The organism is Pantoea sp. GbtcB22, from assembly GCF_019091025.1.
Classification (GTDB): Bacteria; Pseudomonadota; Gammaproteobacteria; order Enterobacterales; family Enterobacteriaceae; genus Pantoea; species Pantoea leporis.
Map to the genome: position 1 here is coordinate 24,228 of NZ_JAGXKB010000009.1, position 25,214 is coordinate 49,441.

General features: G+C 54.9%; 19 protein-coding genes. 7 read left to right on the forward strand and 12 right to left on the reverse strand.

What is annotated here, in order from left to right:
* Nucleotides 1-21: 21 nt before the first annotated feature.
* Complete coding sequence (locus KVT28_RS21460; RefSeq protein WP_101762319.1) at nt 22-546, reverse strand: fimbrial protein; 525 nt, start codon at nt 544-546, stop codon at nt 22-24.
* A 909-nt stretch (nt 547-1,455) separates the two neighbouring features.
* On the opposite strand from KVT28_RS21460, the gene KVT28_RS21465 reads away from it, so the two are divergent.
* Nucleotides 1,456-6,186: an Ig-like domain-containing protein gene (locus KVT28_RS21465; protein ID WP_217549986.1), complete on the forward strand. Its 4,731-nt coding sequence runs from the start codon at nt 1,456-1,458 to the stop codon at nt 6,184-6,186.
* Nucleotides 6,187-6,248: 62 nt separating this feature from the next.
* Here the strand turns inward: KVT28_RS21465 and KVT28_RS21470 are convergent, their stop codons facing one another.
* From KVT28_RS21470 to KVT28_RS21480, 3 genes are all read right to left on the reverse strand, one after another.
* Nucleotides 6,249-7,418 carry a Gfo/Idh/MocA family protein gene (locus KVT28_RS21470; RefSeq protein ID WP_217549988.1) on the reverse strand — a complete coding sequence of 390 codons (1,170 nt, stop codon included), beginning with the start codon at nt 7,416-7,418 and terminating at the stop codon, nt 6,249-6,251.
* A gap of 10 nt (nt 7,419-7,428) precedes the next feature.
* Nucleotides 7,429-8,352, reverse strand: coding sequence for a TIM barrel protein (locus KVT28_RS21475; RefSeq protein ID WP_217549990.1), 924 nt, complete (start codon nt 8,350-8,352; stop codon nt 7,429-7,431).
* A gap of 146 nt (nt 8,353-8,498) precedes the next feature.
* Nucleotides 8,499-9,527 carry a LacI family DNA-binding transcriptional regulator gene (locus tag KVT28_RS21480; RefSeq protein WP_101762324.1) on the reverse strand — a complete coding sequence of 343 codons (1,029 nt, stop codon included), beginning with the start codon at nt 9,525-9,527 and terminating at the stop codon, nt 8,499-8,501.
* A 317-nt stretch (nt 9,528-9,844) separates the two neighbouring features.
* Between KVT28_RS21480 and KVT28_RS21485 the strand changes: the two genes are divergently transcribed.
* The 4 genes from KVT28_RS21485 to KVT28_RS21500 all read left to right on the forward strand — a co-directional run bounded on the left by KVT28_RS21485 (nt 9,845) and on the right by KVT28_RS21500 (nt 13,160).
* Entirely contained in the window at nt 9,845-10,726 is an 882-nt protein-coding gene (locus KVT28_RS21485; RefSeq protein WP_007888450.1) for a sugar phosphate isomerase/epimerase family protein, read from the forward strand.
* Nucleotides 10,727-10,867: 141 nt separating this feature from the next.
* On the forward strand, nt 10,868-11,887 hold the full coding sequence (locus KVT28_RS21490; RefSeq protein WP_192235920.1) for a LacI family DNA-binding transcriptional regulator: 1,020 nt from the start codon (nt 10,868-10,870) through the stop codon (nt 11,885-11,887).
* 101 nt (nt 11,888-11,988) lie between these two features.
* On the forward strand, nt 11,989-12,852 hold the full coding sequence (yghU, locus tag KVT28_RS21495) for a glutathione-dependent disulfide-bond oxidoreductase (protein WP_101762327.1): 864 nt from the start codon (nt 11,989-11,991) through the stop codon (nt 12,850-12,852).
* A gap of 17 nt (nt 12,853-12,869) precedes the next feature.
* Nucleotides 12,870-13,160 carry a DUF1330 domain-containing protein gene (locus KVT28_RS21500; protein ID WP_101762328.1) on the forward strand — a complete coding sequence of 97 codons (291 nt, stop codon included), beginning with the start codon at nt 12,870-12,872 and terminating at the stop codon, nt 13,158-13,160.
* 45 nt (nt 13,161-13,205) lie between these two features.
* On the opposite strand, the gene KVT28_RS21505 is transcribed toward KVT28_RS21500, so the two are convergent.
* On the reverse strand, nt 13,206-14,657 hold the full coding sequence (locus KVT28_RS21505; RefSeq protein WP_217549992.1) for a methyl-accepting chemotaxis protein: 1,452 nt from the start codon (nt 14,655-14,657) through the stop codon (nt 13,206-13,208).
* Between the two features lie 242 nt (nt 14,658-14,899).
* Between KVT28_RS21505 and KVT28_RS21510 the strand changes: the two genes are divergently transcribed.
* Entirely contained in the window at nt 14,900-15,826 is a 927-nt protein-coding gene (locus KVT28_RS21510) for a glycosyltransferase family 2 protein (RefSeq protein ID WP_217549994.1), read from the forward strand.
* Nucleotides 15,827-15,870: 44 nt separating this feature from the next.
* On the opposite strand, the gene KVT28_RS21515 is transcribed toward KVT28_RS21510, so the two are convergent.
* The 5 genes from KVT28_RS21515 to KVT28_RS21535 form a co-directional block, all read right to left on the reverse strand.
* A complete protein-coding gene (locus KVT28_RS21515; RefSeq protein WP_217549996.1) occupies nt 15,871-17,118 on the reverse strand; it encodes an O-antigen ligase family protein in 1,248 nt (415 codons plus the stop codon).
* Nucleotides 17,119-18,087, reverse strand: coding sequence for a glycosyltransferase family 8 protein (locus tag KVT28_RS21520; RefSeq protein WP_217549998.1), 969 nt, complete (start codon nt 18,085-18,087; stop codon nt 17,119-17,121).
* A gap of 197 nt (nt 18,088-18,284) precedes the next feature.
* Nucleotides 18,285-19,199, reverse strand: a complete 915-nt coding sequence (locus KVT28_RS21525; RefSeq protein WP_101762333.1) for a substrate-binding domain-containing protein — start codon at nt 19,197-19,199, stop codon at nt 18,285-18,287.
* 85 nt (nt 19,200-19,284) lie between these two features.
* Nucleotides 19,285-20,064, reverse strand: a complete 780-nt coding sequence (locus KVT28_RS21530) for a TIM barrel protein (RefSeq protein ID WP_101762334.1) — start codon at nt 20,062-20,064, stop codon at nt 19,285-19,287.
* On the reverse strand, nt 20,064-21,083 hold the full coding sequence (locus tag KVT28_RS21535; protein ID WP_101762335.1) for a Gfo/Idh/MocA family oxidoreductase: 1,020 nt from the start codon (nt 21,081-21,083) through the stop codon (nt 20,064-20,066). Before KVT28_RS21535 ends, KVT28_RS21530 begins: the two co-directional genes overlap by 1 nt.
* A gap of 197 nt (nt 21,084-21,280) precedes the next feature.
* Here KVT28_RS21535 and KVT28_RS21540 point away from each other — a divergent pair, with 197 nt between their 5' ends.
* On the forward strand, nt 21,281-23,236 hold the full coding sequence (locus KVT28_RS21540) for a sigma-54-dependent Fis family transcriptional regulator (RefSeq protein WP_217550000.1): 1,956 nt from the start codon (nt 21,281-21,283) through the stop codon (nt 23,234-23,236).
* A 109-nt stretch (nt 23,237-23,345) separates the two neighbouring features.
* Here KVT28_RS21540 and KVT28_RS21545 read toward each other — a convergent pair whose 3' ends face one another.
* Nucleotides 23,346-24,029, reverse strand: coding sequence for an SDR family NAD(P)-dependent oxidoreductase (locus KVT28_RS21545; protein WP_192235936.1), 684 nt, complete (start codon nt 24,027-24,029; stop codon nt 23,346-23,348).
* A complete protein-coding gene (locus KVT28_RS21550; protein ID WP_217550002.1) occupies nt 24,026-25,213 on the reverse strand; it encodes an exo-alpha-sialidase in 1,188 nt (395 codons plus the stop codon). The genes KVT28_RS21545 and KVT28_RS21550 overlap by 4 nt, the downstream gene beginning before the upstream one ends.
* Nucleotide 25,214 lies beyond the last annotated feature (1 nt).

Sequence of the window (25,214 nt, forward strand, 5' to 3'; positions counted from 1 at the left end):
ATGACGCGGCTCTGAAACTACTTAGTTGTAAGCAATGGTGAAGGTCGCCGTGGAGTTTGCTGTACCCGCAGTAACTGGCGTGGCCGTAGCGTAATATTTCGCTATGTAGGTCAGTACATTAGGGCCGGCTGCCGTGATTGGACGATCAGCCGATTTGCTGGCGATAGGGATGAGAGTGGAACTGTCTTGCTCATACAGCGCGACACCCACATTAGTGGCAGTTTGCCCTGAGTTCAGAGCGAGGATTTGGTTATTTCCCGCAGAGGTTGCGCCATCGAAACGTACGCTGGCCGAGGTTACCGCAGCAGGACAACTTGTCAGATTAATGTTGAAGCGAGTCGGTGCCGCGGTGACACCGGCTCCGGTGAAGGTTTTGCTTGAAACGGTGCCCAGATTCACGGTTTGGTTGGCAGAGCCAGTATCCACCGTGCAAGCGTTATCGGTAATTGTACCCGTGAAATTAATCGTGCCATCAGCAGCAGTTGTCGTGCCAATAAATCCAAGAGAAGCCGTAATTGCAACCAATACTGCGAACTTGCTTTTCATGATTAAGCCTCAAAAATCGTCATAAAAAATGTCTCTGCTCAAGCAATGAACTTTCATTTCCACAGCAGATAAAACATTAATCGAAGTAATGTTGGAGCCCTTCGACCGCTTTAAGTAAATGACAATTTTCAACCTATTGAAAGTTTTTTTGATTATTCGTGCTTAATTTGAAATATAACCCTAAAAAAATTAGCGCGACGGTTAATTTACAGATCTTTGATCTTTTTTAAGATCTTTTTTTAGGATAAAAAACTTAACATTTGCATTTTAACGATCTAAAGATCTAAAATATTACCTAAGACAGCATTTTATGCGAATGAGACAAAATGCGACTTCTCCAAGATATGTCTTCTTTTTCTGCTATTACCGTCAAAGATGCCCCTTTATTTTCAGGAAGACAGCATGAATACGGTTTTTATTTGTACAATAGTTATAAGCCAGGTTCAACTATTACAGAAATAAAACTGTTATATTGCTTTGGGTTAATGATGAGGAGTGTGATTATTGGTTGCAGACGGAATATTGTTCTACGCCTGGTATAAAAGCGCATAAAGGCGCCAAAAAGCGCGTAAAAACGCAGAGAAATCGAAGATAAAATGGCATCAAATTTTTAGGTAAAGCGTGAAAAAAACGGCAAGTATGACGCCTGAACTGATATCGCATCAAGCCAGCGCTTTACACACTTGCCTATCTACAGGTCGCCTCGTAAGCGTATGTGTTGTTGTCCATCTAGCGGTATTTTCGTCCTATCCCCCTTTTAATCTTGTTCCTCGCAAGTCGTTCCTGCCTTGCTTTTTTCAAATCACTTAAAAGGTTTAAGACCCGTCTCAAGCGCTAACAACTTCTCCCCGCGTGAGAATTCCCCCTCACCTACTTCATGACCCCTTTTAGCCAAAACACGAGAATTTTATGGACAACATACGTTCGTCAGCGTCACGCGCCGATGCCTCATCCCGCTGGATGCGACCGCTCATCTTTACCCAGATTGCCGTCCAGGTGGGCATGGCACTCACCCCCTTTTGGGCATTATCTGTTGAAGCCGCCATCCGTCCGGGCGAAGAGACCTCACTCAGCAGCGCTGCCCAGCAGGCCAGTGGACTGGCTGAGGCGCATCAATCCGGTAACCTAAGCGGCTATCTCAGCCAGCAGGTCACTGGCGCCGCCGTAGGCCAGGCGCAAGAATGGCTAAAACAATGGGGTACCGCACGCGTCGAGCTTGGCACGGATGAGCACTTTAAGCCGCAGACTGGCTCGTTTGACCTGCTGTTACCGCTCAATCAGACGCCGGACCGCCTACTTTTCGCTCAACAAGGCCTGCGCAATAAAGACGGTCAATTTACTGGTAACTTCGGTCTCGGCCAGCGCCACTTCACCAGCCGCTGGATGCTTGGCTACAACGCCTTTTACGACCAGAACATCAGTCGCAGTCATAAACGAATGGGCATTGGTGCCGAAGCCTGGCGCGACTACCTCAAGCTTTCCGGAAATGGTTATTATCGCCTGAGCAGCTGGCGCAACTCTGTAGATGTTGAAGACTACGATGCTCGCCCGGCAAACGGGTTCGACCTTCGGGCCGAGGCCTGGCTACCCGTCTACCCGGCGATTGGCGGGCGTTTTATGTACGAAAAATACTACGGTGACGAAGTTGCATTGTTCAGCAAAGAGAGGCGCCAAAGTAACCCTGCTGCCTTCACCGCAGGTTTGAGCTATACCCCGGTGCCATTGGTGTCGTTCACACTGGACCATAAAGCCAGTGGTCATCAGCGCGAATCCCAATTAGGCCTCCAGTTCAACTATCAATTGGGTCAGACGCTCAGTAGCCAGCTCGATCCCAGCGCCGTAAATCTAAACCGCACTTTAGCTGCTAACCGTATGGCGCTGGTTGAGCGTAATAACAATATCGTGCTGGAATATCGCAAACAGGAGCTGATTCAACTTGGCCTGCCGACCGAAATCAATGGTCGCAGCGGTAAAACCGTGACTCTGAATTACAAGATCATCAGCAAGTACGGTCTGGCATCAATTATCTGGAACGACGCCGAGATCGTCGCTGCGGGTGGTCACATTCAGGACCTGGGTAACAACCAATACCAAATCGTGTTACCGCGCTTTATCGCTGGCGGCCATAACCGCTATACCCTGAGCGGCGTGGCCATAGACACACGTAATAACCGTTCGAAAGTTTCCTCGACTGTGGTCAACGTCAGTAGCCCGGCGATAAATGCCAGCACTAGCACGCTGAGCGCCTCGCCTGCCACTTTGCTTGCCGACGGTAAGGCCACGTCGCAGATCAGCATCCTGCTGCGCGATGAAAACGAGCAGCCAGTGACCGATGTGGCTGCGTCCATCGCGCTAAGTGCTACCGAGTTGAGCAACGCCCCGGAGAAAGCCGGTGTTGGTGCTCGCCCCAGCACCCATGCGGCTACCGCTGCCGCGAAGACGCCGGTGTTGAGTGCTGTCACAGAAAAAGGCAATGGCGAATACCTCGCCACGCTAACCGCCGGTACGCGTGCAGCAGACGTTAAACTCAGCGCCACCATCGATACGCTGCAACTGAGCCCGCTGACCATTAAACAAATTAGCGACATCGGTAGCGCCACCGTGGCTGACGGCGATCTACGTCTGACACGGGATAATGTAGTGGCCAACGGCAGTGCCATTGCTCGCGCAGAAGCTCGCGTGACAGATGCCATGGGCAACCCGGTTGCGGGTGTGACCGTGACCTTTGCATTGAGTGGCTCCGCGCAAGTCGCAGCAGGCAGTAGCCTGACGGCCATCAGCGACGACAACGGCATGGTGGTAATCGCCTTTACCGATACCGCGGCAGAAACCATTACAGTTACCGCGTCTACCGCCAACGGCAGCGCCAACGCCCTGGCGAATTTCATTGCCGACGCATCCACCGCCGCACTGGATAGGAGTAACCTTACAGTTGATCGAACCACTGCCATCGCCAATGGTAGCGATTCTGTCACTTTCAGCGCGCTGATTAAGGATGCCAATGGCAATCCAGTACCGGGCGTGAAGCTCAACTGGCACAGTAACGGTGGTGCATTGAGTGCTGCTGTGAGTCAGAGTGGCAAAAACGGTATTGCCATCGTCACCTTGAAAGATACTGCGGCGCATGATGTGCAGGTACAGGCACAGCTTGGCACGCAGGCCGCCGTGGATGCACCCGTCATCAGCTTTACCGCCGATGCCGCTAGCGCCACCATCGACGCGCGCGACTTTATTGTGGATAAAACCAGTGCCGTGGCCGATGGCAGCGATCTCGTGACTTACACCATTACTGTGAAGGACAAAAACGGAAACCCGCTGCCCGCACAAGTTGTAAACTGGCAGACCTCACTCGGAACACTTAGCCAGACAACAAGCGTGACAGGGCCAGACGGCAAAACCCAGGTCACGCTGACCTCAACCCAAATGGGCCAGGCGGGTGTAAGCGCAGCGCTGGTTGGCAAACCCGCGCTAAGTGCCGTCCTCGTGACTTTCGCCGCCGATGCCAGCAGCGCGCGAATCGGCAGCGGCGATTTGACCGTGGATAAAACCACCATTGTGAGTAGCGGCACGGATGCAGCACGCTTTACGGCGGTGGTTAAAGACGCTAACGGCAACCCAGTGGCGCATCAGCAGGTCAACTGGACCAGCAATCTTGGCAAACTCAGCGATGCAACGTCTGTCACCAACGTCAACGGTGAGGCCACGGTTACTTTCACCGGTACCACTGTAGGGTCGGCGCAGATCATCGCTGCGGTCAACGGCAACCCGGCAAATGCACCGAGGGTAAACATCGTCGCCGACGCGGCATCGGCCCGTCTGGACAGCGGTGATCTCACCGCCAACAAAACTAGCGCGCTGGCTAACGGCAGCGACAGCGTGTCTTATACGGCACGGGTCATCGATGCCGCCGGTAACCTGGTGAGTGGCGTAACCGTTGGATGGAGTAGCGATCGCGGCACGCTGAGCAGTGCGGCCAGCGTGACTGGTCCGGACGGTAAGGCAACCATAACGTTAACGTCTACGGCTGCAGGTAACGCGCAAGTAAAGGCGGTGGTGAACAGCCGCGCAGCGGTTAATGCGCCGGTGGTTGACTTCAAGGCTGACGCCGCTTCGGCTAGCATCAGCGACGGTGATTTAACGGTAAACAAAACCAGCATCACAGCGGGCACTCTTGACATGGCGATCTTCCGCGCCGTAGTGAAAGACGCCCACGGCAACCCCGTAGCCAACCTGCCTGTGTCTTGGGCAACCAGCGGTGGAACGCTGAGCGGTACGACGTCTACCACCAATACCGCTGGTGAGGCCACTATCTCACTCACCGCCACATTAGCAGGCACCGTGCAGGTTAACGCTCGCGTCAACAGCAGCGCGGCTGTGAATGCACCGCCAGTGACGGTGACGGCAGATACCGCCAGTGCACAAATCGCCAATGGCGGTGTGACGGCGGACAAAGTCAGCGCCATCGCGAATAGCGGTGAGAAAATTACTTACAGTGCAACGATTAAGGATGCCTATGGCAACCCGCTGAGCAATTTATCTGTGAGCTGGAGCACCGACCGCGGCAACCTGGCGCAGAATAGCAGTAAAACCAACGTCTCAGGCGTGGCGACGGTAACGTTAAGCTCAACGGTTTTGGGAGCAGCTATCGTCACGGCGCAGCCGGGTAGCGGCACGGCGGTGGCGGCGACGGCGGTGGAGTTCACGGCGGAGACCAGTAGCGCCAGCCTTAGCGCCGGTGATCTGACCGTGGATGCACGACAAATTCCAGCGGACAACACCAGTAAAGCGACCTATACCGCACTGGTGAAAGATCGCTATGGCAATCCCGTGAAAGGGCTGCTTATCAACTGGACCACCAACTTTGGCCAACTTAACGGGCAAACACAGCGCACAGATGATGAGGGAAAATCGCATAATACCTTGCAATCAGGTGCACCAGGCAAAGGGATTGTCAGCGTGAGTGTCGGAGCCAACGCGCCAGTTACCGCACCGGAAGTCGAATTTGTGGTCGATAGCTCCACCGCCACGATTACATCAATGCAAACCTCTAAAAACGCGGTATACGGTTTTGGTGGCGATAATCCAGTGATTAGCGTGGTGGTAAAAAATGCGCAAAATCAGGCGGTACCCAATTACAAAGTTAACTGGTCGACCGATATTGGTAGCATCGATAGCGAATCATTCACTGATGCTACAGGTACGGCGACCGCCACTCTTGATAGCTTGCATGTGAACAGCAATAAGAGACAGGGCACTGTTCAAGCGTTGCTGGCTAACACTTCTCAGAAAACGATCAGTCAGACCATTACTCCGGTATACAGAGCCGGCAATCATCAATACCTTGCCCTTGCCTATGACTCGACTGGGGTAACACCGCCTGTTCAGGAGGTGAGAGATTTTTGTAACAATATGGGTGCCCATCTAGCTGGTTCCGCAGAATTGGCCGTATTTGCCCAGGAAGGCGGCGACTTTGTTGAAGCCAGAACGCTGTTAACACAAAGTGGATTCATCAGCACTTGGTATGCATTGAGTGATAGCTGGAAAGGCCTCAAAGGCAATTTCGATTCCACCCTAGGCACCGTAGGAGATATCGCCTCAAAATCAACAGCTCCTACTGTTTACATTGTTTGCACGCGATAAGTCATTCGGTATGCTCATTTTGGGTCGGCTGGACATGCCGACCCATTTTCTTTACCGCCCCCTTAGCACGTCACCCACACTGATCCCGCATCCGCAGACTTCACGCACTGCTCCACCCATCGCACGCCCATCAAACCGGCATGCGCGCCCGGATACCAGAAGTCTTTCAGGAATGCCTGATCGCTACGATCGGTGGCATCCATTGCCAGCGCAAAACGGCGATAGAGATTGGACCAGGCTTCAAACAATCCTTCCGGATGTCCGCCGCCAATACGGTCGTCAGCCAGCGCACTCGGATGCAGATAACCCATGCCGCGCTCGAGAATCTGCACCGGCTCGCCCTGCACTTCATAGCGCAGCTGATTCGGCTGCTCATCCCACCACTCCAGGCTGGCTTTCTCACCGATCACCCGCACCTTCTGGCCGTGCATCGAACCGCAGTTCACCGCCGATGCCCACATAGTGCCGACTGCGCCGTTGTCGTACTCCATCATCACGAAGGCGTTATCCTCCAGCGGCGCACGGGTTTTGACAAAGCTCTGGCGGCTGCACAGCAGGCGTTTGATCTGCAGATGCGGCACCATGGTTTCGGCGATAAACAGCGGATGTGTCGCCAAATCGCCCAGCACATAGCTCGGCCCGACGAAGCGCGGATCGACGCGCCACTTGGTGCTTTCGTTCTGCAATTCAACCGCTTCGTTATGGAAGCCGTGCGCGAACTGCATGTTGATGATGCGGATCTCACCCAGCAAACCTGCGGCAATCATTTCGCGTGCCTGATGAATCAGCTGATGTCCGGCGTAACCATAAGTCACACCGATGATTTTCTTCTTCTCAGCACACAGCTGTTCCAGCTCATCGGCCTCGGCAGCGGTGAAGCACAGCGGCTTCTCACACACCACATGGAGACCCGCATTCAGTGCGGCGCGGCAGATGGCGAAGTGCGTGTTATTGGGTGTGGCGATCGACACCGCTTCGATGCCGTCCGGACGCGCCGCTTCTGCCGCAAACAGGGTTTCGTAATCTGCGTAGCAGCGATCGGCTTCGATACCTAGCGAAGTGCCAAAGGCGCGGCCGCGCTCGGCGTTGATATCGAATGCGCCTGCCAGCAGCGTGAAGTTGTTATCACGCGTGGCCGCCGAACGGTGAATGTAACCAATCTGGCTGGTGCCGCCACCGCCAACCATGCCCCAGCGCAGCGAGCGATCCAGAGCCTTAATGCCGTTGATCATGTTGTTCTCCTCAGAATCCGACCGATTGCAAATAGTGCAGGCTGGCGGTGACGTCACGCAGGCTGGTGTAGGCATCACGCGGATCGCGCTCCTGCTCGACGGTGATCCAGCCCTGATAATTGCGCTCCGCCAGGAAGGCGCGCACCGCTGGATAATCAATTGCCCCTTTGCCAATCGGGCACATCACGCCTTCTGCGCAGGCGGCAAAGAAATCGACGCCGCGCGCAATCACGTCGCGCCATACCGCATCGTTAACGTCTTTAAAGTGCAGATAATCGATGCGATCCCAGTAGCGGCTGAGGTAAGGAATCGGATCCATGCCGGAGTAGTACAGATGGCCGGTGTCGAGGCACAAACCAGCGACTTCATGCGGAATGTCTTCCACCAGCTGTTGCAGCTCGTCGGCGAACTCAATGCATCCGCCGGCATGCGGATGGATCACCGCACGCACGCCGTATTCGTTCCAGGCAATCTGGCTCAGCGTGGTGATGTGCTGCATCATGCGCTGCCACGCTTCAGCTGACAGGCGCGGCGCCTTGGCGGATTGACCGGCGTATTTGGCGCGTTCTGGATTACCGAAGTCGATAATCACCAGATAAGGTGCGGGCTTGTTGTCCGCATGGGTTTTGGTCGCGGTCGGTACCAGAGACAGGTTACGACAGATGTTGTGCGTCAGTTCAACCATCGCCGGGAAATTGGCTTCACTCACCAAATCATCAAAAATGGTGCCCGCCACCAGCGACAAGTCGTGCGCTTCCAGCTGCTGACGCAGTTCGGCAGGCTCAACCGGCAGATAGCTCCATGGGCCCAGCTCAATGCTTTTATAACCGGCCTGCGACGCTTCACTCAGGACTTTCTGCCACGGCGGCAGGAAGGGATTTTTCGGGTCATCAACGCCCCAGCTACAGGGCGCGTTAGCAATATGGATAGTCATGATCGTTCCTTGCGGTAGTCGATGGCGCAAGTATCAAATAAATATTTCATCATCAGCAACCATGAAACATTCATTTTTTGATAGCGATCATAGTATTTCGCATCATTAAAATGATAGAAATATATCAAATACAGCAACGACGCGGCCTACAGGTTTTCACGCGTGACGATATCAAACGGCAGGATGATCTGGGAGAAATGATCGCCCGGCTGCGCATGATGCTGCTGCACCATCTGCGCCAGGCGCATGGCCATTTCGTCGATGCGGTTGCGGATCATCACCGTAATGGTGCCATCAATCAGCGCCAGCTCGCCCTCTTTCACCGGACCATGACATATCAACGCCACCTTACGCTGCGGCTGCTGGCGCAACGCATGAATCACGCCCTCAATGCCGCCGCAAGGCGCGAAGATCAGTGCCAAATCGGCATGTTCTTCCAGTAACTGACGCGTGGAACGGTAGCCGCCATCAATCGATTCATTGGTTTTCAGCGGCTCCAGCACGCGTCGCGCGCTGTCCTGCTCACGCAGATAGGAGCGGAAACTGATCTCATTGCTCTCCTGACAGATAAAGCGATGGTCGCCCACCAGCACGCCGACCGAACCCGGCTGATGCAACAGATGCGTGGCAATCCACGCGGCGGTGCGTCCGGCTTTCTGGTTATCCAGACCGACATAACCGGCGTGACCGCACGGCGAAAAGTTGGAAAACAGCGCATAAACCCGCACGCCCTGACGCGATATGTTTTCTATCGCATGGCGAATCAGCGGGTGGTCCAGCGCGACTAAGCCAATCGCATCCACCTGCCCGGCCAGCGCATACAGCGAGGCCACCACCGCTTCCACATCATCAATGTCGTGCCAGGTAAAAAGCGGTTCGCTGCCTGCCGGATGAAACGGCTGCGTATGCTGGCGTAGCGCATCAGTGAGGGAATGATAGAACGAGTAGGATTTTGACAGCAGGATAAAGCCCATGCGCAGCGTCACGCTGGCGGCTGGCGCGGTGCCGCTCAGCAGCGGCACATTGCCGATGCGATAACCGAGGCGATTAGCGGCTTCCAGCACCTTCTGCTCCGTTGCGGCGCGCACCGGTGCACGACGGTTTAACACGCGATCGACGGTCGCCACGCCAACACCTGCGGCGGCGGCAATCGCGGTCATGGTGATTTTACTCATGCGCTACTTCCTGAATGATATGATAATAAATTATCAAAAATAATGCCCTAACCTGCGGTAAATCACCAATCATCCCGCACAGAAATCATCAGTAATTGGCTTCGAGTGATAGAGAATCTCTCATTATTTTGATCGCTCTCGCAAAAATGAAATAACTCATTTCATCTTAATACCATTCAGAATGAATGTTTGATATTCATGTGCGTATTCAAAGCGGTCCGGCTGATGGTTTCACATCAGAATACGTGATGAAGCGCGTAAAAAGATCAGTATGGTCATCATCAAAGTCCGCACCGCTTAACGCTCAGGAGAAAACAATGAAAATCGCTTTTGATGTGGATGTAATCAGGGATCTCGGCATCACGCGCATGGTGCATCAGGTGGCGGAATGGGGCTACAAGTACATCGAGCAGTCGCCGCACCCGCAGATCAACCCGTTTTATAAACATCCGAAAGCCAGCCGTGAAATCATGCGCGAATACAAAAACGCGCTGAATGCCACCGGGCTGGAGATCTCCTCGTTCATTACCGTATATCGCTGGTCCGGCCCGGATGAACTGCGTCGTCAGGCGGCGGTGAAGAACTGGAAACGCATGATCGAGATTGCCGTCGAAATGGGCGTGCAGGTGATCAACACCGAGCTGTCGGGCAATCCCAACGAGCCAGAAATTTGTGAAGAGATGTTCTATCGTTCGATGGAAGAGCTGCTGCCGATCATCGAACGTGAAGGCATCCGCGTCGAGATTCAGGCGCATCCGTGGGATTTCTGCGAGCAGAGCAACGAAACTGCAGACATTGTGAAGTCATTCCGCAGCGAAAACGTGAAGTACATCTACAGCGCACCGCACACCTTCTATTACGACAAAGGTGTGGGCGATGTGAAGAACATGCTGCATTACGCCGGCGATGATCTTTCACATATGCTGATCGCCGATACCATGAACCACACCAAACACTGCCGTTATATCGTCAACCCGCCAGGCGTGGATGCCACCATCCACCAGCACGTGGCGGTCGGGGAAGGCGAAGTGAATTTCGATGCGCTGTTTGAAGCACTGCGCGAGATGAATTTTGCCAACCGCACCTTTAAGGTTGGCGGCGAGTCGATTATCTCAGCGGCGCTGTTCGGTTATCCGGAGAAGATGAAGTATCAGGCGGTGGAAACCCGCGAACTGATTGAGCGTGAGCTGTTGGGATAGTTGAGTGCGCGCTGATGCCCTCACCCTAACCCTCTCCCACCGGGAGAGGGAACGGGATGGTGCGGCTTGCTCGATCGGTCCCTTCTCCCGCTGGCGGGAGAAGGTTAGGATGAGGGCCCGCCCTATTGGAATGCACGTAACATGAAAGCAGTGACGCTGGCCGAGCTGGCAAAACAACTGGGCGTCGGTGTCGCCACGGTTGACCGGGTACTCAACGATCGCGGTGGCGTATCGCCCGCCATGAGCAAAAAAATCCTGCAGGCAGCGCGTGACGCCGGTTTAAAACGCATTCTGCCCGAGGAGCATCGCCATCCGTGGCAGATCGAAGTGCTGCTCAGCGGCAACGCCTCCTTCTTCTTCCAGCAATTAGCGCAAGACTTTGCCAAACTCGCCGACCAGCTCGGTTATCGCCGCCTGCGTCTGCATCGCACGCTGATCCCGGAAAATGCACCGGAAAAACTCGCCGCACATATCACCGCCAGCAGTAAAAAGATGGATGCGCTGATCGTCTTCGCCCATCAAAACCCGCTGATCTACGATGCGCTCGCCGCCTGTAAAGCGCGCGGCGTGCCGGTGATCACGCTGGTCGCCGATCTGCCCGATGCCGCGCGGCTGTGCCACGTCGGTATCGATCAATACAAAGCCGGGCGCACCGCCGGTTTGATGCTCGGCAGCATGCTGCCGCAGCCGGGTGAAGTGGTGTTGATGAGCGGACGCGCGGATTACGCTGCCCACCGCCTGCGCATTGAGGGCTTTCAGGCGGTGCTGGCCGAACGCTTTCCGCAGCTGCGCCTGCGCGAGATTCTTGCCGGTCAGGATGAGCGCGAACGCATTAGCCGCCTGTTAGAAAAAACGCTGGCCGCCTCGCCGCCGATTGTCGGGCTGTATAACACCGGCATTGGCAACACACAGGTGCACGAAGCGCTGGCGCGTCATCGTCTCGACGGTAAAGTGCTGTACGTCACGCACGAGTTGTACAGCACCACACGCCGACTGTTGCAGGATCGCGTGCTGAACCTCACCCTCGATCAAAACACCCTGCGCCATGCTCAGCTTGCCTTAACGCTGATGCTGCGGCATCTGGAAGAGGGCGACATCCCCGACACCTATCAGCCTGGTAGAGTGGACTTTATGCTGTTTACGCAAGAGAACTTTACATAATCGGACTTTGCGTCCCACCGCCAGCGCGGTTAAATCGCCTGTATCACGCGCTGCTACACTCAGTAGCAGCAAAAATACAATCACAACAAGGCGAAACCACTATGTCGGAACATCAGTATCAGCCCGCGAAAGTCTGGACCTGGGACCCGGAAGCCAAAGGTAACGGCGCGAAAACCAACCGTCCAACCGCCGGGCCGACGCATGACAAAACCTTGCCGGTCGGCAAACATCCGCTGCAGCTATACTCGCTCGGCACGCCAAACGGCCAGAAAATTACTATCCTGCTGGAAGAGTTACTGGCGGTGGGTGCCAAAGACGCCGAGTACGATGCCTGGCTGATCCGTATCGGCGATGGCGATCAGTTCTCCAGCGGTTTTGTCGATGTAAACCCGAACTCGAAAATCCCGGCGCTGAGCGACCATTCCGTCACGCCACCGCAGCGCGTATTTGAATCCGGCAATATCCTGCTCTATCTGGCCGAGAAGTTCGGTCACTTCCTGCCGACCTCGCTGGCAGGCCGCACCGAAACCCTGAACTGGCTGTTCTGGCTGCAAGGTTCTGCACCGTATCTCGGCGGCGGCTTTGGTCACTTCTATCACTATGCGCCCGAGAAAATCGAATACGCCATCAACCGCTTCACGCTGGAAGCTAAACGTCAGCTGGACGTGCTGGATCGTCAGTTGGCCGACCATCGCTTCCTCGCCGGTGACGAATACACCATCGCCGATATCGCCACCTGGCCGTGGTACGGCAATCTGGTGCTGAACAACCAATATGGCGGCAGCGAATTCCTTGATGTGCAGTCGTACAAAAATGTGGTGCGCTGGGCGAAAGAGATTGCCGAGCGTCCGGCGGTGATTCGCGGGCGTAAAGTGAATCGTGCTTTTGGTGCCGAGCCGCAGGATCAGCTGCTGGAGCGCCATGATGCCGCCGATTTCGATAACAACACTGAAGACAAACGCTAGGCGAGAGGAGAGAAATAATGGCTGCATATGTGGTGTTTATTAAGGACGAAACCTTAGACCAGGACGAGCTGACGGCGTATGCCGAGAAAGCCGGACAGGCGCGCGGCGACCATCCCATCACCCCGTTGGCGTTTTATGGCGCCCTGGAAACGCTGGAAGGCCCGGAAGCGGAAGGCGTGGTGGTGCTCGAATTCCCGGATGCTGAGGCGGCGAAAGGCTGGTATTTCAGCCCGGCGTATCAGGAAGCCAAAGCGCATCGCCTGAAAGGCGCGAAATACCGCGTGCTGCTGGTTAATGGCGTAGAGTAATTAACGTAAGGTCGCCATTCATGGCGACCTTTGCAAAGGTCACGCTTACCCCAACTTAAATAACGAAATCGCCTGCTTCAGCGCATTGGCCTGCTGCTGTTGCTGCTGCGCCACTTGCAGCGTTTCGGCCACGTGCTGCACGTTATGATGCACGCTGTGATCAATGCTATTGATGCTCTGCTGAATCTGCTCAATGCTCAAATTCTGCTGCTCACTCATCGCCGACAGTTCCGTCACCAGCTGCGATAACCCGCTAATACTGCTGTGAATCTCGCGCATGGTTTGCGCCGCATGCTCCACCTGCACGGTGCCGTGTTCGGTGCTGGTGGAACTGGCATCCATCAGTTGACGAATTTCGCGTGCCGCACTTTCGCTGCGCATCGCCAGATTACGCACTTCGCTGGCGACCACGGCAAAACCGCGTCCCTGATTACCGGCACGCGCCGCTTCCACCGAGGCGTTCAGCGACAGAATGTTGGTCTGAAACGCAATGCCGTCGATCAGCTCCAGGATGATCTTCACCCTTCTCGACTCTTCGCTGATTTTCTCCATCGAGCGAATCGCCGACTGGATATTCTCTTCACCACGCGTCGCCACCGCGCGGGTTTCACTCGCCAGCTCGCACGCGCTTTGCGCTTTGTCCCGGGTTAAGCTGGCAGCGATACTGATTTCGCTCATGGCGCTGGCCGCCACTTCCAGCGCTTGCGCCTGCTCGTCGGTACGCGTCGAGAGCGCGGCGTTGCGCTCCAGAATGCTGTCGGATTCCGCCAGCAGTTGACCGACGCCGTCGCTGACCTGATGCAAAGTGCCGTGTAGGGTCCCAAGCGTAGTACTGAAGGTGCGCGCGAACGGCGTTTCACTCCGCTGAGTATCGGCACGCAGCGTGAGATAACCGGCTTGCTGATTAATGTGTGCCGCCAGTTGCGCCACTTCGCTGGCCGAGCGCGCATCCGCTGCCATCTGGCGTGCAATCACCAGCAGCATCGCGGTTTGCACCACGACAAACAGCGCGTGGAAAAACACCATGTCCCAGCCGGGATGATGAAACACCACCACGCCAAACAGATCATTTTCCTGCAGATAATTGAATAACATATGATGCGTGGCTGCCGCCGCCGCGCCCATCAATAACGGGCGCACATCTCGCCACGCCAGCAGCGCCGACATCAACACAAACACCGAGAAGTGGTACTCGGTTGCGCCACCGCCAACCTGAATTAGCAGCCCAGCCCAGCCGATTAACAGCACGGATAATACCAGCCGCGACGTGAGCGTACCGCGCAGCGCGGTGCCGAAAAACGTCGCCAGCAGCGCCAATACCAAACCCGCTATTAGCGCCACCAGCACGCTGTCATTTAGCCAGCCAACGCCAAGTGCAATCGGCAACAGCGCCCAACTGAGGATCACCGCCAGGCTATCCGCGCGCTGTGCGATACGTTTGAGCGAAACCATCTCCACCGGCGAAGCCGCCGGGCCTGACAAGGGCGTTGCGATCATGACATTTTTCCACACCAGAAGTTGATCGTAGAGCCCCAAAATCGTGGGGCAAAGCGCACGGACTCAGTGGTAAAAAACATCGGCAAGGCGGGAGGAAAGTTTAGTTGTGCTGATTAACGACGCGCAGAGCTGTGAGTATGATTACCTAAACCATGCAACACAATTTCATTCCCTTCAGCGTAGAAAGCGATAGACTTGTTAGCAATGAATGCTCTCAGAACATTAACGGATAGATGCTAACTATGGATTCACCTTGCACTCTCAGCGTCCTGGTCACGGCTCACAATTGCGAAAAATACATTGTTGAGACGTTAAACAGCCTCAAAAAGGCCTGCTCTGGCGTTGAGGATGCGGTCGAGGTTGTATTGGTGAATGACGCATCCACAGATAACACCAGCGAGTTGCTGCACAGCTTTGCCGCTTCATTCAGCCAGGTGAAAATTTTTGACGTGATGTTCCGTAACATCGGCAAAGTGAGAAATTTTGGCGTCAGCAAATGCAGCGGCCACTTTGTCACGATGCTGGATGGCGACGATCAGCTTTTGCCGAACTCTTTTGCTGACATCGTGCAGTTTTTGCAGGCGCAACAACCCGATATTCTGCTGGCGCCGCTGAATGAAATTTATGAAAAGAAGACCAAACTACAGCAGTGGAAAGGTTTGCAGGTTAACGCCTTGTCGCAACATCAGGTGATTGAAAAATTCCTCATCCATCGTGATATCCAGGCGCATTTTATCGGTCAGTTTATTAAACGCTCGCTGTTGGAAGATAACCATTTCCCTGACTTCAGTTGCTACGAAGATGCGTATTTATTCCCCTCGATTCTGAAAGCCAGTCAGACGATATTTTTAGCGAAGCAGAGCCCGTATCTCTATTTCAAACGAGAAAAAAGTCTCTCCAGCGCGCTGGATGCCGATAAAATATCGATGCTGATCAAAGCCACGCAACAGATGGATAATGTGCTCGGTGAAAGCTACCGCAACCTGCTCGCTTGTCACTGGATCAATCTGGCGCATAAGTTTTATCCGCTGATTAACGATGAACATGAGAAACAGGTGGTGAAGCAGGCGATTGAAAACGTCTCTTTCGTTTCATTTTTGCTGGACAGTAAAGTCAGATTTAGTTTGAAGAAAAAATATCTGAGAATGAAATTGCGGAGAATGAACTGAAGCGTTGAGAAAATCGGTCGCCTTCAATGGCGACCTGACAAATATTAGATATGCGTTCGGGGCTTATGCTGCATCAGCGCATAGCTCATAATAATCGATGCCATCAGAATAAACACTGAACTGCTTTGAATCCATACGGTATCAGTCAAACCGAATATAAAAATGGAAACAGGAAGCAGCGCAACATCCAATGCCCGACGACGTATTGCCGCCACAATTAAACCCACATAAAAAAGAATCAGGGTGACAGCACCCGCGATACCTTGCAGCGAAAGCGTTTCTAAAAAATCATCGTGCAAGTGATACATCACATTTTTATAAGCCTCAGGATTAGCGCGTTCATAGGTTTTAATATAAACGCGCGCTTTATCCGTTCTGTCATCCGGACTTTGCCCCAGCAGCGACCAGGAAACGCTGTGATAGCCACTTTTCCAGATCGAGAAGCGCGCACCAATTGAGGTATCATTATTTTTCTGATAGCTGTCTATTTCGTTCTGGATGTTGTCCAACCGATGCATAATGGAGCTGGGCATGAAGAACAGCCCCCCCGCAATGCAAAGAACTAAAATCACCAGCGAATATTTTCCTGCCCAGCGATGAACCAGATAAAAACAGAGCAAGTATAAAACGGGCAGCACCAACACCGCCGCACGTGACTCAGTGAGGAACATCAGCAGCATATTCACCACAAAGATAGCGGTGAACAGCAGAATTTGATTAAGGCGGCGAACTATCACCTTATTCACAATAAACAGGGCAGTTAATGCTAACGCCGTCATCAGGTATGAAACGGTACCGGCTGAATCTGTGAGTAATTTGATGCGTTGCTGCGTCTGAGCATGTTCGTACCAGCCGGCGCCCAGCGTCAGCAGCAAGCCAAAAATTAACAAGCACACGCTAATGCGCAGGACTTTCGCTGACAAACAGTGACGCCACGCAATGAAAAAATAGCTGACAAAAGCGGAGATAATGAAAAGTTTACCGCCCTGAAAATAGTTATCCACTACATCGCTAAAATAGGCATCGGCATAAATACGCGACCATATTACCCTGACTATGCCCAATAATAGAATGGGAATAGCGACGATGAAAGCACTCTTATCGATAATGAATTTTCTTTTTATTCCCTGGGCCAGCAGAAAGAATAGCGTTAAATAACCCACCAGATAGAATGTTTTCTTAGGATATGCGGGGATAACTAACGAGGTCGCAAATGCCAGGGTTAACAGCAGAAAGCACAGCTGATAAATATTGCTTTCGGTTAACAGCGGCTTTAAACGTAAAGTCTGCACTCAAAAATACCTCATTTTAAAATACTTAATGCGCCAATAGAGTGCCGGCATCCATTGATGACTACGGAACAAAAATTTGTACATTCTCTTCGCTTGTTGCGCGTTTTTCGGTGTTTCAAAAGAGACGTCGGCTAATGGTGAAATCTGATAAAGATCGCGATAGTAATGGCCAACGTGCTGTTGATTCCACCGCTGCCAGGGTTTATCGGCACCCGCATAATGCAATAAGCAGGTATTTTTCGGCACATCCTGTGTATAACCGCTATCATCGTGTGAGAGCATATTGATGGTATTAAAGCGCGTTTCCGTAAATATCACACGATCCTCAAGCAACGTATTCAACGCATCCTGATCGAGATACTGGAATTGTTTTCCCTTTTCGCTAAGCAAATTAAAAGCGCGTTCACTGATCTGCTCGCGGTTCCACTTTTGAACATCAATCAGCATCATGCCGGCATTAAAATAGCGCTTTCCACGCAAGCCCACCTTTTCAGCCAACTGCGGTTGCAATGCCTCAATCTCGCCAACCACCAAGGCAATAACGTCAGCTGGCATGGCAATCTGCCATAATTCATCAAGAGGATTCAGACACACTATATCGGCATCGAGATAAAGCAATTTAGTGGCATGCGGCAAGATAAGCGGAGCGAGAAAACGATAATAGGTCGCGCGAGTGAACAACTCTGTGGTAGGGAACGCGCTAAACAAACTATCCTGAATATGATGCAGCGTTAACCCATGTGGCGATCCAGCGAATATTTTTTCCAGACGCGCAGTATCAACTGCAGATATTTCCGAAGAGATAAGATGAAAGTGATAACGAACATCATTGGCATGCTTGATTATCGACATGATGGTAATCAGCGAGTGGCCAATGAATTTACCATCAACACCAAAAAAAATATGCCGGTCGCTGTGCGCGGGAAAAAGGTGCTGAGAATTTATGGTGTTGAGAATCTCTTTATCCATCCTGCACTTCTCTCCGGTCGAAAGCATGCGTTCTGTTAATGCATCATGCCTGAGCAATCATTAACCAGAGACAATTCTGGTTGCAGCCGGAGTTTATCAGTCAGAGTTAGGCAAATAAAGCGAAGTGGAGGAGGAATAAATCGGGTTTCCAGCGTAAAACTCTCCTGCGAGCAGGAGAGTTTTGGTAAATAAAAATGTTATTTCGCCGCGAACTGCGCATAGTTCTCAGGCGTGATGGTTTGATACGGAATCCAGTTGAACTCCTGCACTTTTTGCTTCTCCAGCAGCGCTTTGGTCACCTGCACCGCGCCGGTCGCCTGCCCTTTCGCGTCCTGGAAAATGGTCAGCGTCATTTTGCCGTTCTTCACGAACTGCTGACCATCCGGCGTGCCGTCGATACCGGCGACCAAAATCTTCTCATTTTTCGCCTGGTTGAGCGCCATGATGGCACCAATCGCCATTTCATCATTATTCGCTGCGATAGCGTCAATCGGGCGCTGATTCAGCAGCCAGCTCGATACCACATCCACCGCTTCGTTGCGCTGCCATTTGGCGCTCTGCTTTTCAATCACCTTCATATCTTTGTATTTGGCAATCACGGCTTCCACCGCGCGGGTGCGTTCACGCGCTTCTTCATTCGACAGCGCGCCCATCAAAATCGCCACGTTGCCTTTGTAATTCATCTTCTTCGCCAGCGCTTCCATCTGCATTTCTCCGCCCAACGCCGAGTCTGAACCAACATACGCCATGTCGGTTGGCAGTTTCACTTCTGGCTTACGATTGACGAAGATCAGCGGAATGCCGGCATTTTTCGCCGCGGTAATCATTGGCAATACGCCTTGAGTGTCCACCGGATTGAGGATGATGGCATCGACACCCTGATTAACAAAATCATCCACCTGCTGCACTTGCAGCGCGACATCGCCTTTGGCATCAACAAACTGGCTATTGAGCTGGTTAGCTTTCAGCTCTGCCTGCATCTGGGTGCGCAGAATCGAGACGAAGTTGAGATCGAAGTTAGCCAGCGCGACGCCGACGGTGAAGGTTTTAGCGCTCACGCTCAGGCTGAGCAGCAGCGCGCAGAGGCACAGCATCACATTTCTGATGTTCATGGGTTAGTCCTGTAGGGTTAAGATATTATTATTCATTTCATGAAGTTAACGCCGGCAAACAGGCGAATACCCGGCGGTGGAACCGTTAAAGCGTGAAGTGATCGCGAAACTGCTGCAGCGCGGCGCCGCTTTCGCCGCTGGCCCAGCCTTCCAGCGCCACGGTACCCTGATAACCAACATCGTGTAGCGCACGGGCGATGGCGCGATAGTTAATCTCGCCGGTGCCCGGCTGCTGACGCCCCGGCACATCGGCCACCTGAATCTCACCTATCGCCGAACCACAGCGACGAATCAGTTCGATCAAATTACCTTCGCCAATCTGCGCGTGATACAGGTCGAGGTTCATCTTCAGCGCCGGGCTTTTAACCGCTTCCACCAGCGCCAGCGTGTCGGCCGCCAGCGCGAACGGCGTACCGGGATGATCAACCGGCAAGTTAAGGTTCTCCAGCGTGAAGGTGCGTCCGGCGCGCTCGCCCAGCTGCGCCACTTTGCGCAGCGTGTCGGCCGCTTTCAGCCACATCGCGCCGGTCACCACGTCAACCGGTTTAACCGGCAAACCTTTGTTATCCAGTCCGGTACCGTGCAGGTTCAACGCCGGACAGTTGAGCCGCTCGGCCACCGCCAGCGACGCTTCAGCACTTTGCAGCAGTTGCTGAATCTCATCATCATCGGTCAGGTTGCCGCTGAGGTAGCCGGTCATCGAGGTGAAACGCGCGCCGGTCGCCGCCAGCGCATCGATATCTTTGTTGGCCCAGCCCCAGATTTCGACGCCAAAGCCCAGTGCATGAATGCGTTTCACGCGCTCGACAAAAGGCAGATCGAGAAACACCATTTCGGCACATACCGACAGCTGATAACCGGCCATTAGCGACCTCCCAATTTGATGGGTTGCTGCTGCTGCACCGAGTCGATACAGGCCAGCGCGATTACCAGCGCGTTGCGTGCATCTTCACCGGTAGCGCGCGGCGTTTCGCCACTGCGAATGCAGCGGGCAAACTCGGCCATCTCCGCCACATAGGCTTCGCGCAGCAGGTCTGAATCCATGCGTGAGGTTTCAATCGCGATGCCATCCTGGTGATAGCGCACACAGTTGTTAACGTTGATGTGGCCCGCCTGCAGCATGCCTTTGCTGCCGAACACTTCGCCGCGCACATCGTAGCCGTATACCGCCTGGAAGTTGGCTTCAGCGGTGGCGATCGCGCCGTTATCAAAGCGGATGGTAACCACCGATGTGTCGAGCAAGCCTTTGTCTTTGAAATCCGGACGCACCAGCGCATCGGCCAGCGCATAGACTTCCACCGGCTTCGCGCCAGGGTTAAAGTGCAGCAGCGTGTCGAAATCGTGGATCAGGGTTTCAAGGAAGATCGTCCACTGCGGGATGCGCGAAGGATCGTGCAGGCCCGGATCGCGCGTCAGCGATCGGCTCAGCTGCGTGGTGCCATTTTCACCCGCTTTCACCGCCGCGATCGCTGCAGCAAAGCCGGAATCAAAGCGGCGGTTAAAACCGACCTGCAACACCACGCCGGCCGCTTTCGCGGCAGCAATCGCGCGATCCGCCTCTTCCAGCGTTACCGCCATCGGCTTCTCACAGAACACATGTTTGCCCGCCTCGGCGGCAGCGATCACCCATTCGGCGTGCGTGCGCGCTGGCGCGGCAATCGCCACCGCCTCAATTTCGGGATCCTGCAGCAGCGCATGCAGATCGCTATAGGCTTTAGCGACGCCGAGCTTATTGGTCAGCGCGTCGGCCGCGCCCGGTTGCGGATCGGCCACCGCTGCGAGGATCGCACCCGGCACGCGCCAGGCCAGATTTTCCGCGTGGAAGCTGCCCATGCGACCGGCGCCAATCAGGCCGACGCGTACTGGCTTAAGATGAAATGTCATGACCTATTCCTTATTGTTTTGGATGTGCTCATTCGAGCGCAGGGATGTGCAATCGGTAGTGCAAAGGCGATGCCAACTGCAATCCGCCGCTTTATGTGAGGCATAACACAGATATAGCTCACAATCTGGCAACAAAATTTACATGTCAACTTCACATGTCAATAAAATGTACATTCCATCTTGTTCAGGAGTGTCACATGCGTGCCAGTGAGCGTTTGCCGTTTAAAGATGAAAGCGATCCGATCTTCAGCTTGCCGGACAGCGCGGAGGTGGGCGAATGGGATACGTTGTTGTGGCAGGGCTGGCACAGCTTCGAACGCGGTGAACAGCCCGGCTGGATGCGGCACAGCATTTTGCAGTCGTGGCGGCGATCGCAGCAGCGCGCGATCGATCCCGCCACCTTTGCCTATGTCTCGCCACCCGCTGCGGAACTAGCGGCGATCCTTGAGCACAATGCCGAGTTGATCCTCGCGGCGCGCAGCATCATGGAAAACCTGCTGGCGTATAACCCGGATGGCCACATCAATCTGACCGATGCGCAAGGCGTGACGCTGCACTTCTGCGGCGCGGATCTGACGCCGGTCGGCAGCATCCTGCGCGAAGAAGTGCTCGGCACCAATTGCACCGCGCGCTGCCTGATTGAGCAGCGGCTGGTGTACGTGTTGAGCGGCGAAAACTGGAAGCTGGATCTGCGCAAACGCCATCGCCAATGTGCTGCCGCACCGGTGCGCGATGCCAGCGGCCAGCTGCTTGGCGTGCTCACGCTTACCGCCACGCCTGACAACTTTAATGCGCATACGCTCGGCACGGTGCAGGCGGCAGCGGAAGCGGTTGGTCAGCAGCTGATGCTGCGCCGTTTGCTGGCCGAGCAGCAGTCGATCCTCGAAACCCTGAACGAAGGCGTGATCGTCTGCGATCGTCACGGTCGCATCAAAACGCTGAATCGCTATGCGCGCCAGATCTTTAGCGGCCTCGATCCCAGCGCCGGACCGATCGACGTGCTGCTGCAACCGCAAGGCGGATCGCTGCTCACCATGCCGTTCTGCAATGACCGCGAGCTGCAATTTATGCCGGATGGCGTGCATCCCCTTTCCTGCCTTATTTCGCTGATGCCCGCGCCAGACGGCGGCCGCGTGCTGTCGCTGCGCGAGAATCAACGTATCCGCGCCATTACGCGCCGCGTGATGGGCGTCGGCGCCAGCTACACCTTTGAGATGATTCGCGGGCACGCGCCGCGCGTGCTGCAAGCGATTCAGAAAGCGCGCGCCAGCAGCCGCAGCGACAGCACGGTATTATTAACCGGCGAAAGCGGCACCGGTAAAGAGCTGTTCGCGCAGGCGATTCACAACGCCAGCCCGCGCCAGCAGGAAGCCTTTATCGCGCTGAACTGCGGCGCATTGCCACGTGATTTAGTGCAGAGCGAACTGTTTGGCTATGTCGACGGCGCTTTTACCGGATCGCGACGCGGCGGCTCGGCAGGCAAATTTGAGCTGGCCGATGGCGGCACCTTGTTCCTTGATGAGATTGGCGAGATGCCGCTCGAGGCGCAAACCAGCCTGCTGCGCGTGCTGCAGGAGGGCGAAGTGGTGCGAATCGGCGCGGCCCATCCCATCAAGGTCAACGTGCGCATCATCGCCGCTACCCACTGCAATCTGCTGGATGCGGTGGAAAAAGGCGCATTCCGCCGCGATCTCTACTATCGTCTGAATGTGATTTCGCTGGAGATCCCGCCGCTGCGCGAGCGTCAGGAGGATATTCCCTGCCTGGTGAATACCTTTATTCAGGCGCTCTGCACCCGGCTGAAGCGCATCGCGCCGCAGCTTTCCGCTGAGGCGATGCGCTGTTTACAGGCGTGGCACTGGCCCGGCAACGTGCGTGAGCTGGAGAATCTGGTCGAGCGCATGGTGAATTTGTGTGAAGGGTTGGAGATTGAGCGCCACGATCTGCCGGAAGAGATGGTGCAGCGTAACGCGCCTGTCGCCAGCGAATTGACCTCGCTGCAGGAGAATGAGCGCCAGCATGTGATGCAGGTGGTGCGTGAGCAAAAAGGTAACCTGCGCCAGTCCGCGCAGCTGCTGGGGATTTCACGCACCGCGCTGTATAACAAGCTGCATCAGTGGCAGGTGGATGTGGCGGGATTGCGGCGCGGTTAGGTGCGACTTGTTGCCCTCACCCCAGCCCTCTCCCACTGGGAGAGGGAGCTAGTCGGTGCACTATTCAATTCCCTCTCCCTGTGGGAGAGGGTTAGGGTGAGGGAAAAAACTACAACGACGCCCCACCACAGATCACCAACTCCTGCCCGGTAATCGCATCGGCGGCAGGCGACAGCACAAACCCTGCCAGCGCCGCCACTTCCTGTGGCTTGATATAGCGCCCCATCGGCGGCAGCTTTGGGGGTGAACTGGCGCGGCCGGGCTGCAGCAGCATGGGCGTCTCCGTCGCCCCCGGCGCAATCACATTCACCGTGATGCCTTTGGGTGCCAGTTCCGCCGCCCAGCTGCGTGCCATGCCCACCATTGCCGCCTTGGTGCTCACGTACTGGCTGCGATTCGCCGCGCCGCGTGACGTGCGGCTGCCAACCAGCAAGATACGATCGCCCTGTGTCATCTGCGGCTGTAAGACATTTGCCATTATCTCCGCCACCTGCACGTGCAGGTACCACAAACGCGCGCTCTGCTTCTCATCCAGCTCACCGAGCGGCGCAGCCGCCATCATGCCTGCGGCATGCACCAGCGCATCCACCTTCGGCAGCGCCAGTAGCGCCTGCTTCAGCAGATTGGCATCCAACAGATCCACGCTGACCGAGGTGAACGCTGGATGATCGTTCTGCACCGACGTGCGGCTAAAACCGGTCACCTGCCAACCTTGTTGCAACAGATGATCGGCGATGGCGGCGCCTATGCCAGAGCTGACGCCCGTCACCAGCGCGTGTCGCTGCCTGCTCATCCTTTCACCCAGCTTTCATCGACGCGCACATATTTAATCGCCTGACGAAAATAGGTGTAAGCCACATGCAGCGCGCCATCGTCACTTTGTTTGATGCTCGGATAGGAGAACTCGCGGTTAAGCTTTTGCTGCGAATTATTGGTCATGCAGTAGCCGTCGCCCTCGTCGAGATTACGCTGCCATGGCCAGCTTTTGCCGCCATCGGCGGAAATCGCCAGCGTCATTGGCGCGCGGGGTGCGCCCCAAAACGCGGTGCGTCCGCTGTGCACCAGCGGCTCGGCCGCCACCGCCACATTGCCGTCATCCTCTTCATCTTCAATTTCGTCATACAGCGATAAGCGGCGCTCGCTGGCATCTCTGGCGCTCATGGCATTAAACACCAGCGCCAGATGGCCGTTGTGCAATGTCGTGACCTGAATCGACGAGTTGTTGTTTGGCAAGTCAGTCGCCAGTGGCGCACTCCAGCTTTCGCCGCCGTCGGTGGAACGACTTTGATAGATGAAATCGGCCCAGCGGCTGCGATACAGCGCCAGTAAGCTGCCATCCTGCAGCAACGTGATATTCATATGCACGCAGCCCAGGCTGTCTGGCACCGCCACATCGCGCCAGCTTTGGCCTTTATCACTGGAGATTTTCACCGCGCTGATATCATCGTTACCTACCCATTTCACGCCAGGCTGAGTTCGGCAATAAAACACCGGCAGCAGCCAGTTACCGTTTGGCAGCACCACAATCGGCTGGCGAATAAAGGTGCCGGGCTGATCGAGCAAGGTGTCGATTGCCCCCCAGCTGCGGCCAAAATCGCGTGACTGACGATAGCGCACAATCGCTGTGTCCTGATTGCCGGATTTCTGCGCCGTCCACAGCAGCCAAAGCACCTGTTCGGGATCGAGGAACAGCAGCGGATTTTGCTCCGATCGCGTGGGATCGTCTGAGAGTTTTTCCGCCTCGCTCCACTGTGTGCTGCCGCTTTTCAGCCGCGAGCACCACACAGAAATATCGGCGATCCCTTCCTGCGTGCCGCCAAACCACACACACAGCAAGTCGCCATTGGGTAGCGGCAGCAGATTCGCCGCATGGTTCTGCGGGCAGACCGAAGGCAGCATCGCCGTGAGCTGTTGCGCATCCTGCGCGTGCGGATGGAGGTTACCGCTGCGTTCAACGGTAAGGGTTAAATCACTCATT

Excerpts from the sequence above, each read along its gene's own strand:
- KVT28_RS21460 (WP_101762319.1), bottom strand. The coding sequence starts at position 546 with ATGAAAAGCAAGTTCGCAGTATTGGTTGCAATTACGGCTTCTCTTGGA.
- KVT28_RS21465 (WP_217549986.1), top strand. The coding sequence starts at position 1,456 with ATGGACAACATACGTTCGTCAGCGTCACGCGCCGATGCCTCATCCCGC.
- KVT28_RS21470 (WP_217549988.1), bottom strand. The coding sequence starts at position 7,418 with ATGATCAACGGCATTAAGGCTCTGGATCGCTCGCTGCGCTGGGGCATG.
- KVT28_RS21475 (WP_217549990.1), bottom strand. The coding sequence starts at position 8,352 with ATGACTATCCATATTGCTAACGCGCCCTGTAGCTGGGGCGTTGATGAC.
- KVT28_RS21480 (WP_101762324.1), bottom strand. The coding sequence starts at position 9,527 with ATGAGTAAAATCACCATGACCGCGATTGCCGCCGCCGCAGGTGTTGGC.
- KVT28_RS21485 (WP_007888450.1), top strand. The coding sequence starts at position 9,845 with ATGAAAATCGCTTTTGATGTGGATGTAATCAGGGATCTCGGCATCACG.
- KVT28_RS21490 (WP_192235920.1), top strand. The coding sequence starts at position 10,868 with ATGAAAGCAGTGACGCTGGCCGAGCTGGCAAAACAACTGGGCGTCGGT.
- yghU (WP_101762327.1), top strand. The coding sequence starts at position 11,989 with ATGTCGGAACATCAGTATCAGCCCGCGAAAGTCTGGACCTGGGACCCG.
- KVT28_RS21500 (WP_101762328.1), top strand. The coding sequence starts at position 12,870 with ATGGCTGCATATGTGGTGTTTATTAAGGACGAAACCTTAGACCAGGAC.
- KVT28_RS21505 (WP_217549992.1), bottom strand. The coding sequence starts at position 14,657 with ATGATCGCAACGCCCTTGTCAGGCCCGGCGGCTTCGCCGGTGGAGATG.
- KVT28_RS21510 (WP_217549994.1), top strand. The coding sequence starts at position 14,900 with ATGGATTCACCTTGCACTCTCAGCGTCCTGGTCACGGCTCACAATTGC.
- KVT28_RS21520 (WP_217549998.1), bottom strand. The coding sequence starts at position 18,087 with ATGGATAAAGAGATTCTCAACACCATAAATTCTCAGCACCTTTTTCCC.
- KVT28_RS21525 (WP_101762333.1), bottom strand. The coding sequence starts at position 19,199 with ATGAACATCAGAAATGTGATGCTGTGCCTCTGCGCGCTGCTGCTCAGC.
- KVT28_RS21530 (WP_101762334.1), bottom strand. The coding sequence starts at position 20,064 with ATGGCCGGTTATCAGCTGTCGGTATGTGCCGAAATGGTGTTTCTCGAT.
- KVT28_RS21535 (WP_101762335.1), bottom strand. The coding sequence starts at position 21,083 with ATGACATTTCATCTTAAGCCAGTACGCGTCGGCCTGATTGGCGCCGGT.
- KVT28_RS21540 (WP_217550000.1), top strand. The coding sequence starts at position 21,281 with ATGCGTGCCAGTGAGCGTTTGCCGTTTAAAGATGAAAGCGATCCGATC.
- KVT28_RS21545 (WP_192235936.1), bottom strand. The coding sequence starts at position 24,029 with ATGAGCAGGCAGCGACACGCGCTGGTGACGGGCGTCAGCTCTGGCATA.
- KVT28_RS21550 (WP_217550002.1), bottom strand. The coding sequence starts at position 25,213 with ATGAGTGATTTAACCCTTACCGTTGAACGCAGCGGTAACCTCCATCCG.